This window comes from Bacteroides rodentium JCM 16496 (assembly GCF_000614125.1).
Lineage (GTDB): Bacteria > Bacteroidota > Bacteroidia > Bacteroidales > Bacteroidaceae > Bacteroides > Bacteroides rodentium.
The window spans coordinates 1-13,240 of record NZ_BAKJ01000019.1; the positions used below are offsets into that span (position 1 = coordinate 1).

General features: G+C 50.7%; 14 protein-coding genes and 2 pseudogenes. 15 read left to right on the forward strand and 1 reads right to left on the reverse strand.

Going from position 1 to position 13,240, the window contains the following annotated elements; translation table 11 throughout:
- The 15 genes and pseudogenes from JCM16496_RS10135 to JCM16496_RS10205 all read left to right on the forward strand — a co-directional run.
- Positions 1–170 (forward strand): DUF4134 domain-containing protein (locus tag JCM16496_RS10135; RefSeq protein ID WP_025834055.1); only part of this gene is annotated, 170 nt, incomplete at its 5' end.
- Position 171: 1 nt separating this feature from the next.
- Positions 172–502 (forward strand): annotated as a pseudogene (locus JCM16496_RS10140) (DUF4133 domain-containing protein).
- Entirely contained in the window at positions 499–2,997 is a 2,499-nt protein-coding gene (locus JCM16496_RS10145) for a TraG family conjugative transposon ATPase (RefSeq protein WP_025834057.1), read from the forward strand. The pseudogene JCM16496_RS10140 and the gene JCM16496_RS10145 overlap by 4 nt, the downstream one beginning before the upstream one ends.
- Before the next feature lie 32 nt (positions 2,998–3,029).
- On the forward strand, positions 3,030–3,650 hold the full coding sequence (locus tag JCM16496_RS10150; RefSeq protein WP_025834059.1) for a hypothetical protein: 621 nt from the start codon (positions 3,030–3,032) through the stop codon (positions 3,648–3,650).
- A gap of 38 nt (positions 3,651–3,688) precedes the next feature.
- Entirely contained in the window at positions 3,689–4,318 is a 630-nt protein-coding gene (locus JCM16496_RS10155) for a DUF4141 domain-containing protein (protein ID WP_025834061.1), read from the forward strand.
- An 18-nt stretch (positions 4,319–4,336) separates the two neighbouring features.
- Entirely contained in the window at positions 4,337–5,341 is a 1,005-nt protein-coding gene (gene traJ, locus JCM16496_RS10160) for a conjugative transposon protein TraJ (protein ID WP_025834064.1), read from the forward strand.
- Between the two features lie 21 nt (positions 5,342–5,362).
- Positions 5,363–5,986, forward strand: a complete 624-nt coding sequence (gene traK / locus JCM16496_RS10165; RefSeq protein WP_025834065.1) for a conjugative transposon protein TraK — start codon at positions 5,363–5,365, stop codon at positions 5,984–5,986.
- Between the two features lie 12 nt (positions 5,987–5,998).
- Positions 5,999–6,292, forward strand: coding sequence for a TraL conjugative transposon family protein (locus JCM16496_RS10170; protein WP_025834067.1), 294 nt, complete (start codon positions 5,999–6,001; stop codon positions 6,290–6,292).
- Between the two features lie 96 nt (positions 6,293–6,388).
- Positions 6,389–7,600, forward strand: a complete 1,212-nt coding sequence (traM, locus tag JCM16496_RS10175) for a conjugative transposon protein TraM (protein WP_244440307.1) — start codon at positions 6,389–6,391, stop codon at positions 7,598–7,600.
- 23 nt (positions 7,601–7,623) lie between these two features.
- On the forward strand, positions 7,624–8,604 hold the full coding sequence (gene traN / locus JCM16496_RS10180) for a conjugative transposon protein TraN (protein ID WP_025834068.1): 981 nt from the start codon (positions 7,624–7,626) through the stop codon (positions 8,602–8,604).
- Positions 8,605–8,606: 2 nt separating this feature from the next.
- Complete coding sequence (locus JCM16496_RS10185) at positions 8,607–9,179, forward strand: conjugal transfer protein TraO (protein WP_025834070.1); 573 nt, start codon at positions 8,607–8,609, stop codon at positions 9,177–9,179.
- A gap of 12 nt (positions 9,180–9,191) precedes the next feature.
- Positions 9,192–10,047: pseudogene (locus tag JCM16496_RS10190) on the forward strand (DUF8464 domain-containing protein).
- A gap of 37 nt (positions 10,048–10,084) precedes the next feature.
- Positions 10,085–10,651, forward strand: coding sequence for a DUF3872 domain-containing protein (locus JCM16496_RS10195; RefSeq protein WP_025834071.1), 567 nt, complete (start codon positions 10,085–10,087; stop codon positions 10,649–10,651).
- A complete protein-coding gene (locus JCM16496_RS10200; RefSeq protein ID WP_025834072.1) occupies positions 10,642–11,160 on the forward strand; it encodes a glycoside hydrolase family protein in 519 nt (172 codons plus the stop codon). Before JCM16496_RS10195 ends, JCM16496_RS10200 begins: the two co-directional genes overlap by 10 nt.
- 98 nt (positions 11,161–11,258) lie before the next feature.
- The gene (locus JCM16496_RS10205; RefSeq protein WP_025834074.1) at positions 11,259–12,146 is read left to right on the forward strand and encodes a bacteriophage abortive infection AbiH family protein; all 888 of its coding nucleotides are present in this window, start codon (positions 11,259–11,261) and stop codon (positions 12,144–12,146) included.
- A 62-nt stretch (positions 12,147–12,208) separates the two neighbouring features.
- Here JCM16496_RS10205 and JCM16496_RS10210 read toward each other — a convergent pair whose 3' ends face one another.
- Entirely contained in the window at positions 12,209–13,228 is a 1,020-nt protein-coding gene (locus JCM16496_RS10210; RefSeq protein ID WP_025834076.1) for an LPD29 domain-containing protein, read from the reverse strand.
- Between the last annotated feature and the right edge of the window lie 12 nt (positions 13,229–13,240).

Genomic DNA, 13,240 nt, shown 5'->3' on the forward strand with positions numbered 1-13,240 from the left:
CCAAGTTGATTTACGCAATCGGTGCCGTGGTCGGCCTTATCGGTGGCGTGAAGGTGTATTCAAAGTTCTCGTCCGGCGACCCGGATACCTCCAAGACCGCCGCGAGCTGGTTCGGGGCGTGTATCTTCCTGATCGTGGCGGCAACCATCTTACGCTCATTCTTCCTGTAATATGGCGAAGTATCCGATTAACAAGGGAATCGGCCGCAGCCGGAGTTCAAGGGGCTCAAGAGTCAGTACCTGTTCATCTTCGCCGGAGGCTGCTCGCCCTGTTCGTGGTGTTCGTCATCATGTACATGGCAGGCATTGACCAGTGGATATGCATCGGTTTCGGGGTCATTTCCGCATCGGTGCTGGTCTGGGCGACCTTCCGCATGAACACGAAGTACGGCGAATGGGGTCTGATGAAGCTCCAGGCGTTGCGCAGACATCCCCGCTACATCATCAACCGAAGAAAGTTCCTTCGGTTGTTCTCTTCAACCATCAAAAACAGAAAAGCATGAGAAACGTAATGAAAACAGCCACGCTGGAAAGCAAGTTCCCACTGCTTGCCGTGGAGGACGGCTGCATCATCAGCAAGGACGCGGACATCACCGTGGCGTACAGGGTGGAACTGCCCGAACTTTTTACGCTGACCCGTGCCGAGTACGAGGCGATGCACTCCACTTGGGCGAAAGCGGTCAAGGTACTGCCGAACTACAGCATCGTGCACAAGCAGGACTTCTTCATTGAGGAAAGCTACCGTCCTGACATCTGCAAGGACGGCATGAGCTTCCTCGGCCGCAGTTTCGAGCGGCACTTCAACGAGCGTCCGTACTTGCAGCACACCTGCTACCTGTTCCTGACCAAGACCACGAATGAACGCAGCCGCACGACCAGCAGTTTCAACGCCCTGACACGAGGGTTCATCATCCCCAAGGAAATGCAGGACAGGGAGACCGTCACCCGTTTCATGGAGTGCTGCGGCCAGTTCGAGCGTATCGTGAACGACAGCGGCCTGCTCCGCATCACGCGCCTGACGGACGGGGAGATAACCGGAACGGAGAGTTCGGCGGGCATCATCGAGAAATACTTCTCGCTCTCGCAGGAGGATACCGCCTGCTTGCAGGACCTTTCGCTCGGGGCCGGGGAAATGAAGGTAGGCGACAACTACTTCTGCCTGCACACCCTTTCCGACCCGGAAGACCTGCCGTCAGGCGTGGCCACGGACTGCCGTTATGAACGGCTCTCCACCGACCGGAGCGACTGTCGCCTGTCATTTGCCGCACCGATAGGCATCCTGCTCACCTGCAACCACATAGTGAACCAGTACCTCTTCATCGACGATTCGGCGGAGAACCTGCGGAAGTTCGAGCAGACCGCGAGGAACATGCACTCGCTTTCCCGTTACAGCCGTTCCAACCAGATTAACCGCGAATGGATCGAGGAATACCTGAACGAAGCGCACAGCAAGGGGCTGACCTCCATCCGTGCGCACTGTAATGTCATGGCGTGGAGCGATGACCGGGAAAAACTCAAGTGCATCAAGAACGATGTGGGCAGCCAGCTGGCATTGATGGAAGCGAAGCCGCGCCACAACACGGTGGACGTGCCGACCTTGTTCTGGGCGGCGATACCCGGCAATGCCGGTGATTTCCCGTCCGAGGAGAGTTTCTACACCTTTATCGAACAGGCATTGTGCCTGTTCGTGGGGGAAACCTCCTACAAGGACTCGCTTTCCCCATTCGGCATCCGCATGGTGGACCGTCTGACCGGAAAACCCGTCCATCTGGATATTTCAGACCTGCCGATGAAGAACGGCACGATTACGAACCGCAACAAGTTCATACTCGGACCTTCAGGCAGCGGAAAATCCTTCTTCACCAACCACATGGTGCGACAGTATTACGAACAGGGTACACACGTGCTGTTGGTGGATACGGGAAACTCCTATCAAGGGCTGTGTAACCTTATCCATGCGCGGACACACGGAGAGGACGGTATCTATTTTACCTACAAGGAGGAAGATCCGATAGCCTTCAATCCTTTTTATGTGGAGGATGGTGTTTTCGACATCGAGAAGAAGGAGTCCATCAAGACCCTTATCCTTACCCTGTGGAAACGTGACGACGAACCGCCAACACGTGCCGAGGAGGTGGCACTCTCCAATGCCGTCAATCTCTTTTTAGAGAAGATTCGGCAGGAAAAGCAGTCCAATCCCACTTTCAACACCTTCTACGAGTTCATCCGGGACGAGTACCGGGACATCCTGAAACAGAAGCGCACCCGTGAGAAAGATTTCGACGTGTTCAATTTTCTGAACGTATTGGAACCCTATTACCGTGGCGGCGAATATGACTACCTGCTCAACTCGGACAAACAGCTTGACTTGTTAAGTAAACGATTCATTGTCTTCGAGTTGGACAATATCAAGGACAACAAGGTCTTGTTCCCGATTGTGACCATTATCATCATGGAAACCTTCATCAACAAGATGAGGAAGCTGAAGGGTGTCCGCAAGATGATATTGCTGGAAGAAGCCTGGAAAGCCATCAGCAAGGAGGGTATGGCGGAATATCTGAAATACCTCTTCAAGACCGTCCGCAAGTTCTTCGGTGAGGCGGTGGTCGTCACTCAGGAAGTGGAGGACATCATTTCCTCTTCCATAGTCAAAGGCACCATCATCAACAACAGCGACTGCAAGATTCTCCTTGACCAAAGGAAATACGTCAACAAGTTCGATGAGATACAGGCACTGCTCGGTCTGACGGACAAGGAACGGGCGCAGATACTCTCCATCAACATGGCGAACAACCCTTCCCGGAAATACAAGGAAGTCTGGATCGGCCTGGGCGGAACGCAGTCGGCGGTCTATGCCACAGAAGTGTCGCTTGAGGAATATGTATGCTACACCACAGAAGAGACCGAGAAACTTGAGCTTATGCGGCTTACGGAAAAACTGGGTGGCAATATCGAACTTGCCATAAAACAACTTGCCGAGAGCAAGCGGGAAAAGTGAAATCATTTATCAACCATTAAACATTAGAAATCATGTACAGTAATTTGGAATCTGACGAAAGGAAACGCGACGAGGTCGTGTCATGCCTCTACTGGTCCCTGATGCAGAACTGGAACATTCCGCGGTCGATACAGGACTGTTACGGGTTTACGGAGGACTACAGGCTGTTCCATCGGCTTGAGGAGATGAGTCCCGATGAATACCGGCAGAAAAGGCTGACGGGAGAAGTACCGGACAGTCTGGAGGTCGATGCCCGGCTGACCCACCGGGCGGAAGCACTTTTCGAGAGGCTTTGTCCCCGTCCTCCGGCCGATTACCTTGACAAACTAAACGGGGAACTGGAAAGATTGGGATGGATTGCCGCTTCACCGGATACCGTCCACGACATTATCCATATCAGTCCTTCTTTTCTTGTCAAGTACGGCATAGACAAAAACGCTTCCGCTGCGGAACGCTCGTGTCAGGCGGAAAAGGCATACCGGGAACTGGATGTCCGTTTTGTCAGGATGACCGGCCGCAGACCGTATGCCGATGAGTTCTTTTCATCGCTTAGACGTGAAACGGAAAAGGCTGCAAAGGAGAACCGTCCAAAGCAGGTTCATCGGACCATCCTGCGTAACCCGCCGTCCAAGGGACGGAAAATGTCATTCTGAAATCCAACATTCTATTCACAATTAAAAACAGAAACATCATGAAAAAGAAAATTATCATGCTGTGTATGGGCTGTTTCTTTGTCAGCCTCACGGCGAAAGCGCAATGGGTGGTGACCGACCCGACCAATCTTGCCCAAGGTATCATCAATGCCGCGAAAAACATCGTGCAGACATCCACGACGGCGACCAATATGATCAACAATTTTCAGGAAACCGTAAAGATTTACAAACAGGGAAAGGAGTTCTATGACGGGCTCCGCAAGGTCAAGAACCTCGTCCGTGACGCGCGTAAGGTGCAGCAGACCATCCTTATGGTCGGTGACATCACGGACATTTACGTGAACAGCTTCGAGCGTATGCTCAGCGACCCTTACTTCACGCCGGAGGAACTGAGTGCAATCGCTTTGGGTTACACCAAACTGCTGGAAGAGAGTGCGCATTTGCTGAACGACCTGAAGACGGTGGTCAACGAGAACGGCCTGTCGATGAACGACAAGGAACGGATGGATATAATCGACCGCTGCTACAACGACATGCTGCAATACCGCAGTCTCGTGCAGTATTACACCAACAAGAACATCGGCGTTTCCTACCTGCGTGCCAAGAAACGGAACGACCTTGACCGCGTGATGGCCCTTTACGGCTCGCCTAACGAACGTTACTGGTAATCCTAAATCCGAACGCTTATGGTATTGTTGGCAGCAAATTTTGACAACCTGCACCAGATCCTGCAAAACCTGTACACGGATATGATGCCGCTATGCTCGCAAATGACGGGCGTGGCAAAAGGACTTGCCGGATTGGGAGCTTTGTTTTATGTAGCATATCGTGTATGGCAGTCCCTGGCAAGGGCCGAGCCGGTCGATGTGTTCCCGCTCCTCCGTCCTTTCGCACTGGGGCTCTGCATCATGTTCTTTCCGACCCTTGTGCTGGGTACGCTGAACAGTGTCATGTCACCCATAGTAAAGGGTACGCACACGATTCTGGAGACCCAGACCTTCGATATGAACGAGTACAGGGCACAGAAGGACAGACTGGAGCTGGAAGCGATGAAACGCAATCCCGAGACGGCCTACTTAGTGGATAAGGAAGCCTTTGACAACAAGTTGGATGAACTGGGTGTATTGGACGCGATAGAAGCCTGCGGGATGTACGTGGACCGCGCGATGTACAACATGAAGAAGGCGGTACAGAACTTTTTCCGTGAACTGCTGGAACTCATGTTCAACGCCGCCGCCCTTGTCGTCGATACGCTCAGGACATTCTTCCTTGTCGTCCTTTCGATACTCGGGCCGATTTCCTTTGCCATCTCCTGCTGGGACGGCTTCCAGGCTTCCCTCAGCCAGTGGTTCGTCCGCTATATCAGTATCTACCTGTGGCTTCCGGTCAGCGACCTGTTCAGCAGCGTGCTGGCAAGAATACAGGTGCTGATGCTCAAGCAGGACATAGAATTACTTGCTGATCCCAATTTCATCCCCGACGGCTCGAACGGTGTGTATATCACCTTCCTGATTATCGGCATCATCGGGTACTTCACCATCCCGACAGTGGCCAACTGGATCATCCAGGCAGGCGGCGGTGCGGGCAATTACGGCAAGAACGTGAGCCAGACGGCATCCAGGACCGGGTCGATCGTGGCGGGTACGGCCGGTGCGGCGGTGGGCAATATCGCCGGAAGGCTTATCAAGTAATCACATTAAAACGACATTGAAATGGAATTCAAATCACTAAAAAACATCGAGACCAGTTTCAGGCAGCTGCGTCTGTTCGGTATCGTCTATCTCTGCGCCTGCACTCTGCTCGTGGGATTCTCCGTGTGGAAGGCTTATGGCTTTGCCGAGGCGCAACGGCAGAAAATCTATGTGCTGGACGAGGGGAAATCGCTTATGCTCGCCCTCTCGCAAGACTTGGAGCAGAACCGCCCAGTGGAGGCGAGGGAGCATGTCAGGCGTTTCCACGAGCTGTTCTTCACGCTTTCGCCTGACAAGAGTGCCATTGAGGGCAACATCCAACGCGCGATGTTCCTGAGCGACCGTTCCGCATACGCCCATTACCGGGACTTGGCGGAGCAGGGCTATTACAACCGTGTCATCTCCGGCAACATGAACCAGCGTATCGGAATCGACAGCGTGAAATGCGACTTCAACACCTATCCCTACGAAGTCGTGACGTACGCACGCCTTTCCATCATCCGCGAGAAAAGCGTGACGGAGCGCAGCCTCGTCACGCGGGGCAGGCTGCTCAATTCCACGCGCAGCGAAAACAACCCGCACGGCTTCATCCTCGAAGCCTTCCGCGTGGTGGAGAACAGGGATATAAGAGTGTATGACCGTTAAAATTTAGAATGTATGAAAAAGATTTTTGTAAAAATCCGGGACTTGGCCGAAGGAAAACTGCGCGGCTTGTGCGCCGGGCTGAGTCCGGAAAAGAGAGTGATAACCATCGTGGTGCTGGCAGTCCTGTTCGCCGTCGGGAATTTCTATATGATTTTCCGTGCCATCCATGACATCGGACGGGAGGATGCAAAACAGGAGATTATCAAGATAGAGCCTCTGAACATTCCGGACTTTGTTCCGGCAGACACGCTTTCGGACAAGAAAATCCGCGAGATGGAAGAGTTTTTTAACCAATTCAACAAATAAGACAATGAGTAATGATGTGAACAAATTGAAAAAACGGCAGGAAATCAGAAAGTACCTGGTCTTTGCCGGGATGTTCCTGCTGTTCATCGGCTGTATGTGGTGGATTTTCGCCCCTTCGGAAAAGGACAGGCAGGAAAAGGAGAAGAACGCCGGATTCAACACCGAACTGCCGACCCGAGAGGGGCGGGTATCGAGGCGGACAAGATTACGGCTTACGAGCAGGCGGACATGAGACGCAGGCAGGAAGAGAAGATGCGCACATTGGAGGAATTCTCTGCGATGGCGGACGGGGGCAGACAGGAGGTGACCACGGAACATGTCATTGAACTTTCACCGGATACGGACTATCCAAGCAGCGGCACATCCAACCGTAACGGCGGAAGTTACCGGAGAAGCGGCTCTTTCTCATCGTCCACGGCAGCCTACAACGACATCAACGCCACGCTCGGCAGTTTCTACGAGACCCCGAAAGAAGACCCCGAGAAGGAGGCGTTGAAAGCCGAAGTCGAGCAACTGAGGCAGGCTACCGCCATGCAGCAGCCCGCGCAGATGACCTACGAGGAGCAGGTGGCTCTGTTGGAGAAATCATACGAACTGGCTGCCAGATATACGCCGGGAAAGGATGGCGAGAGGACGGAGAGCCGGGAAGAAACGGAACCTGTTTCCAACAGCAGGAAACCGAAAGCCGTTCCCGTGGGGCAGGTATCCACGCCGGTGGTATCGTCACTTCATCAGCCAATCAGTGACTCCGTGTTGTTTGCAAGGCTGGAGCAATCCGGAAACATGGGCTTCCATACCGCTGTGGGAAACTCTGGAGAGAAGTATAGCCGGAATACCATCCGCGCCTGTGTGCATGGCGACCAGACCGTCACCAGCGGGCAAGGCGTGAGGCTGAGACTTTTGGAACCTATGCGTGTCGGCAGGTACACGCTCCCGCGTAATTCCATAGTTACCGGAGAGGGACGCATACAGGGAGAACGGCTCGGTATCGAAATCATCCAGGTGGAGCATGGCGGAGTCATCATTCCGGTGGAACTCACCGTGTATGACAATGACGGACAGGACGGAATCTTCATTCCGGGTTCCATGGAGGCGAATGCGGTCAGGGAGGTGGCCGCCAACCTGGGACAGAACCTCGGCACGAGCATCTCCATCACCAACCAGTCGGCAAAGGATCAGTTGCTGTCCGAACTCGGAAGGGGTGCCATACAGGGAGTGTCGCAATACATATCACGGAAAATGCGTGAGGAGAAGGTACACCTCAAGTCCGGCTATACCCTGATGCTTTACCAGAAAGAGAATCAATAACAATCCATTAAAATTCAAGAAGTATGAAAAAGATTTTTGTAATGCTTGCCCTTGCATTGGGCGTAACGAGTGCTTTCGCACAGAATGAGTCCGATACCGTATCGGCAGAAAAAAACAATGTGACACTGGCCAAGGATGTCTATCCGCAGCAGGAAGACGGCGACCTCTATCATGGTCTGACCCGGAAACTCACCTTTGACAGGATGGTACCTCCGTATGGGTTGGAAGTGACCTACGACAAGACGACCCACATCATCTTCCCGTCGGCTGTACGTTATGTGGATCTCGGTTCCCCGAATCTCGTGGCAGGCAAGGCTGACGGTGCGGAGAATGTCATCCGTGTGAAGGCGGTGGTGAAGAATTTCCGTGACGAGACGAATATGTCGGTCATCACTGAAAGCGGCAGCTTTTACACTTTCAATGTCAAGTACGCCGATGAGCCGCTGCTTTTGAATGTGGAGATGAAGGACTTTATCCATGACGGCAGCAAGGTGAACCGTCCGAACAACGCGCTTGACATCTATTTAGAGGAACTGGGCTGTGAATCTCCCAAATTAGTGCAGCTTATCAACAAAAGCATCCACAAGGAAAACAGACGCCATGTCAAGCACATCGGCAGCAAGGCTTTCGGCATCCAGTACCTCTTGCGCGGAATTTACACCCACAACGGGTTGCTTTATTTCCATACGCAGATCAGGAACTCTTCCAATGTGCCTTTCGAGGTGGATTTCGTGACGTTCAAGATTATGGATAAGAAAGTGATGAAGCGTACAGCCATCCAGGAGCAGGTCATCTTTCCGCTCCGTGCCTATAACTACGCCACTGTGGTTGCCGGCAACAAGGAAGAACGTACCGTATTCACTCTTGACAAGTTCACCATTCCGGCCGACAAGGTGCTGGTGGTGGAACTGAACGAGAAAAGCGGCGGTCGCCACCAGTCGTTCACCGTGGAGAACGAGGACATCGTGAGAGCCAGGGTAATCAATGAACTTAAAGTGAAGTGACCATGCGTAAAGTCGTTTGTATCATAGTAACGGTCGTGTCGCTAGCCCTGTTCTCAGGGCGGGCGCACGCCCAACGCTATCTCCCCGGCATGACGGGAGTGGAACTTCGCGGAGGTTTTGCCAACGGTTCAAGGAATCCGTTGAACTATTATACCGGATTCGCGGTGTCGGGATATACCAAGAGAGCCAACCGTTGGGTGGTCGGTGCGGAATACCTGCAAAAGAATTACGGATACCGTAATGTGTCCCTTCCCCGTACGCAGTTCACGGCCGAAGGCGGATATTACCTGAAGTTCCTGTCCGATCCATCCAAGACACTGTTCCTTTCTATCGGCGGTTCGGCAATGGCCGGTTATGAAACCGTGAACTGGGGTGACAGGATATTGTATGACGGTTCCAGACTGCTTGTCAAGGATGCCTTTGTCTATGGAGGGGCGATAACGCTGGAACTGGAGACCTATGTCACAGACCGTATCGTGCTGCTGGCAAGTGTCCGTGAGCGTGCCCTGTGGGGCAGTTCGCTCGGGGTATTCACGACCCAGTTCGGGATAGGATTGAAATTCATCATCAACTAAAAATTACCGCTTATGAATATAGAAGACATAAGGGCTGTTCCCATTACCGATTTCCTCGCGAAATTGGGATACGGGCCGAAAAGACAACGCGGGGATGAATGCTGGTATCTCGCTCCTTACCGTGAGGAACTGACTGCCTCATTCCAGGTGAACATCCGCAAGAATGTCTGGCACGACTTCGGAACCGGACGCGGCGGTGATATTTTCACCCTTGCCGGGGAATTTGTCGGCAGTAACGATTTCAAGGAGCAGGCGGATTTCATCACGAGGATTTATGCCGGGCTGGCTCCGGAAAGGAAGACGGTCTTCCGTCCGAAAGAGAACGGCAAGGATAATTCGGATGAAAGGGAATGTATGACGGATATCCGTTTCGGACCGCTTTACAATAAGGTTCTGCTCCGCTATTTGCAGCGATGTGGCATTACCGAACTGCGAGGAGGTCAGGTATTCCTTGCACGGGAAACAGTATTTCGCCATCGGGTTCAGGAATCGAAGCGGCGGATATGAACTGCGCAACCGTTTTTTCAAGGGAAGCCTGTCCCCGAAGGACATTTCGCTGACAGACAACGGATCGGATATCTGCAACCTCTTTGAGGGGTTTATCGACTACCTCTCGTGGATGGTGTTGGGATTGGGGTACGGTGATGACTGTCTCGTGCTGAACTCGGTGGCGTTATTGGAACGTTCGTTTACTGTTTTTGACAGGTATGAGACGATAAACTGCTATCTGGACCGGGACGAAGCCGGGAGGCGAACACTGGAAGCACTCCGAAAACGCTATGGAAACAGGATTGAGGACCGTTCAGCCTTGTACAAGGGGTTCAAGGATTTGAACGAGTATTTGCAAAACAGGTTGCCACAGGATTAAAACAATGAAGTATAACAAATTAAAAATCAGATTGGATATGAATACATTGATTCGAAAAAGAGGATTTGGCGGACTTTTGTCCGTCCTGTTCCTGAGCCTGACGGCTTTTATGTTTACCGCCTGCAATGACGATATGGACGTGCAGCAGGCTTATCCCTTCGCGGTGGAAACGATGCCTGTTCCCACGCGCATAGTGAAGGGCGAGACCGTGGAGATACGTTGTGAACTCAAGCGGGAAGGACGTTTCTCCGATGCCCGTTACACCATCCGCTATTTCCAGCCGGACGGCAAGGGTACACTCCGCATGGATGACGGGATGGTACTGCTGCCGAATGACCACTATCCGCTTGACAGAGAAGTGTTCCGACTGTATTACACTTCCGCGTGTGAGGACCGGCAGTCGATTGACATCTATTTTGAAGACAACAGCGAACCGAAACTGCTGTTCCTGCTCAGTTTTGATTTCAACAACGAAAGAAAGGAGGAGACTGAAGAGAAAACGGAAGGGACTGTATCCGATCCCGGAACTCCTTGGATTAGGGATTCGCTCGTTATTGTAAGACCGCCTGTATCGAAATCTGAAAAGGATTCCCTATGCGAATGATTGTAGCGGTTTTATGCCTGATTCTGACCTGCGGCGGTATGGTGGCGCAACCACGGGGAGGCGGTTCTTCGCCTCCCACCGCCTTGCAGATTCCGGCTTCACTCTTCGAAAAGGCAATCGCCTGTATCAAGGAACATGAAGGATGGCACGGAAATCATTTGCCTTATGTAGGATATGGCCATAAACTGTTGCCGGGCGAGACGTTCATGCCGGACATGAGCGAGGCGCAGGCGGATTCCCTGCTGAGGGCGGATCTGATGAAATTGTGCAGGATGTGCAGCCGTTTCGGAAAGGACGCATTACTCGTCGCAACCCTTTCATATAATGTGGGGTATTACCGTCTGGTAGGCTATGGAAAAATCCCAAAAAGCAAACTGATTCAAAAATTGGAAGCCGGTGACAGGAATATCTACCACGAATATATCTCCTTCAGGTGCTACAAGGGGAAAGCGGTACCAAGCATTGAACGACGAAGGAAAAAGGAGTTCAGACTGCTGTACATTCCATAAAATTAAATAAGGATGAGATTCAATAGAGTTTCATCCTTATTTGTTATGTTCAATGTTTCAAAAAAGAGTAATTTTGTAAATTATTAATTGAAAACTATATGAACTATTTATTTCCAGAAATAGAACAACAGAATAAAAAGACACTTGTTGTCATTGGTAATGGATTTGACTTGGCAAATGGTATTGAGTCCAGTTACGGCAACTTTAAAGAATGGTTACAAAAGAATAGTAAACATCGCCTCATTGGTTTGATGGACACTTTTTTTAGCAATCAACGGGATGTATGGGGTGATATTGAAAAAGCCCTTGGAGAATACGATGAAGATAGTATTTTGGAGTATTGTAAACCCGACGAGGATTTTGATTATGACCATCCTACTCGTTCGATGGCGGCAGTGGAAGATTCACCGGATTGGATATTCAGACCAGTATTGGATGAGTTTCTTGAAGAATTCAGAAATTGGGTAGACAGTATCAATATAAACGATGCTGAAAAAGTCCTTGACCTACCAATGGAATGTAGATATTTGACATTCAATTATACAGAAACATTGGAAAGGGTATATTCTATACCTGAATCTAATATATTGCATATTCACGGGTCACGATTGTCAGATAAAGAATATATTATCGGGCATAATAATTATCGGGATCCACAAGATGCATATAATGATGAAAGCCAAATGTTATACCTGCAACAAACATGGAGTAAAATTATAGAGTGGATGAATGGCTTAATAAAAGTTTCGTCTTCTATCATTCATCAAAATCTGGACTTCTTTAATAGTTTATCTGATATAGAGCAGGTAGTTGTTTATGGTCATTCTTTTTATAAAGTTGATTGGCCATATATGGAAGAGATTGTAAAACATATTGGGATTGACAAGCCATGGGCTATATCTTACCATGTTCCCGAAGACTTGAAACGTATAGATTCTTTTGTGAAAAAGATAGACCTAAAAAAAGTGAGAGAATTCAAATGGTGATTTGATAATCTTTAATAAAATGGTTCGTGAGGGCTTTCATTGAACCATTTTATTTTTGTTGACTAAGTTGCCGATTGTCTTGCCTGCCATGCCTTGTGTGCAACGATGACCTCCTGCCGTTCCTGCTCCAGCAACGCTTCCGTTTCGGGAGCATAGCCGAGAAAACGGATGTAACCGCCATTATAGCCTGTAAGCTTGCATTGAATGCCGGCTTTTTCCAATTTGTCTATCCGTTTCTGCGCCAGTTTCGCACTTGAATAATTTTTCGGCCAGAAATAGAGCTCGCCGTGTGAGCCGTAATGGTCTTCACCGAGTATCATTTCCCCGGAATGCCTCCTGTGTTCGATAAAGTCAAAACGGGCTTTGCCCAATGCCTGCCGGATGGCCTTGTGCGCAGCCCCTTCGGGATGTTTGAACACTTCAGGCTTGTCCTTTTCCTTGCAGGCAAGTTTCGGCAACTCCACTTTATACGGTTGTTTGTAGCTGCCTATTCCGAGAGTCAGGTAGAAATTGGTGTGGAAGTAGTCCGTCATCGGGTCGCTGTCATCGAAGTTATACGACATCACGAAATCGCAGACATTCAGCATCACCTCTTTCGCACGGTCGGTCAAGGACTTGTCGGACGAGATATTGTAATGGTTGATGTCATCCCGGACTTTCCCGGATTCTTTGGTAAAAGCCTCGAAATCCGCTTTCATCAGCCGAATGTAGATGGAATGGTAGTTCTCGCGCTTGACCGAGAATTTGTATCTCGGATAGGTCTCCTTGAGCCATGACCGTACCAGTTCCACGATTTCAGGGGCGTGCTGCCCCTTGTAATTGCGGCCTTTCCAGCGGTATTCGTTATACACGTACTCGGTGTATTCCTTTGCCGTAGCTCCCGAATAGTCGTGTTCATACCCGGTCGAAGTGGCGGAAACATCCGGCTTGTCCTTCCAGACCTCAAAAAGCCTTTCAAACTCGATGTTCACCTGTTGCATGATTGCAGTATCACCACCCTTGTCGGGATGGTGCTGCAATGCCAGACGGCGGTACTCTTTCTTCAAGTCCGCCAGAGAGTGTATGTTCTGAAAATAAGCCATAGCTGTAAGTTT

Coding starts and splice junctions, on each gene's coding strand:
- JCM16496_RS10150 (WP_025834059.1), top strand. CDS start 3,030: ATGTACAGTAATTTGGAATCTGACGAAAGGAAACGCGACGAGGTCGTG.
- JCM16496_RS10210 (WP_025834076.1), bottom strand. CDS start 13,228: ATGGCTTATTTTCAGAACATACACTCTCTGGCGGACTTGAAGAAAGAG.
- JCM16496_RS10205 (WP_025834074.1), top strand. CDS start 11,259: ATGAACTATTTATTTCCAGAAATAGAACAACAGAATAAAAAGACACTT.
- JCM16496_RS10195 (WP_025834071.1), top strand. CDS start 10,085: ATGAATACATTGATTCGAAAAAGAGGATTTGGCGGACTTTTGTCCGTC.
- traJ (WP_025834064.1), top strand. CDS start 4,337: ATGGTATTGTTGGCAGCAAATTTTGACAACCTGCACCAGATCCTGCAA.
- JCM16496_RS10185 (WP_025834070.1), top strand. CDS start 8,607: ATGCGTAAAGTCGTTTGTATCATAGTAACGGTCGTGTCGCTAGCCCTG.
- JCM16496_RS10155 (WP_025834061.1), top strand. CDS start 3,689: ATGAAAAAGAAAATTATCATGCTGTGTATGGGCTGTTTCTTTGTCAGC.
- JCM16496_RS10170 (WP_025834067.1), top strand. CDS start 5,999: ATGAAAAAGATTTTTGTAAAAATCCGGGACTTGGCCGAAGGAAAACTG.
- JCM16496_RS10200 (WP_025834072.1), top strand. CDS start 10,642: ATGCGAATGATTGTAGCGGTTTTATGCCTGATTCTGACCTGCGGCGGT.
- traN (WP_025834068.1), top strand. CDS start 7,624: ATGAAAAAGATTTTTGTAATGCTTGCCCTTGCATTGGGCGTAACGAGT.
- traK (WP_025834065.1), top strand. CDS start 5,363: ATGGAATTCAAATCACTAAAAAACATCGAGACCAGTTTCAGGCAGCTG.
- JCM16496_RS10145 (WP_025834057.1), top strand. CDS start 499: ATGAGAAACGTAATGAAAACAGCCACGCTGGAAAGCAAGTTCCCACTG.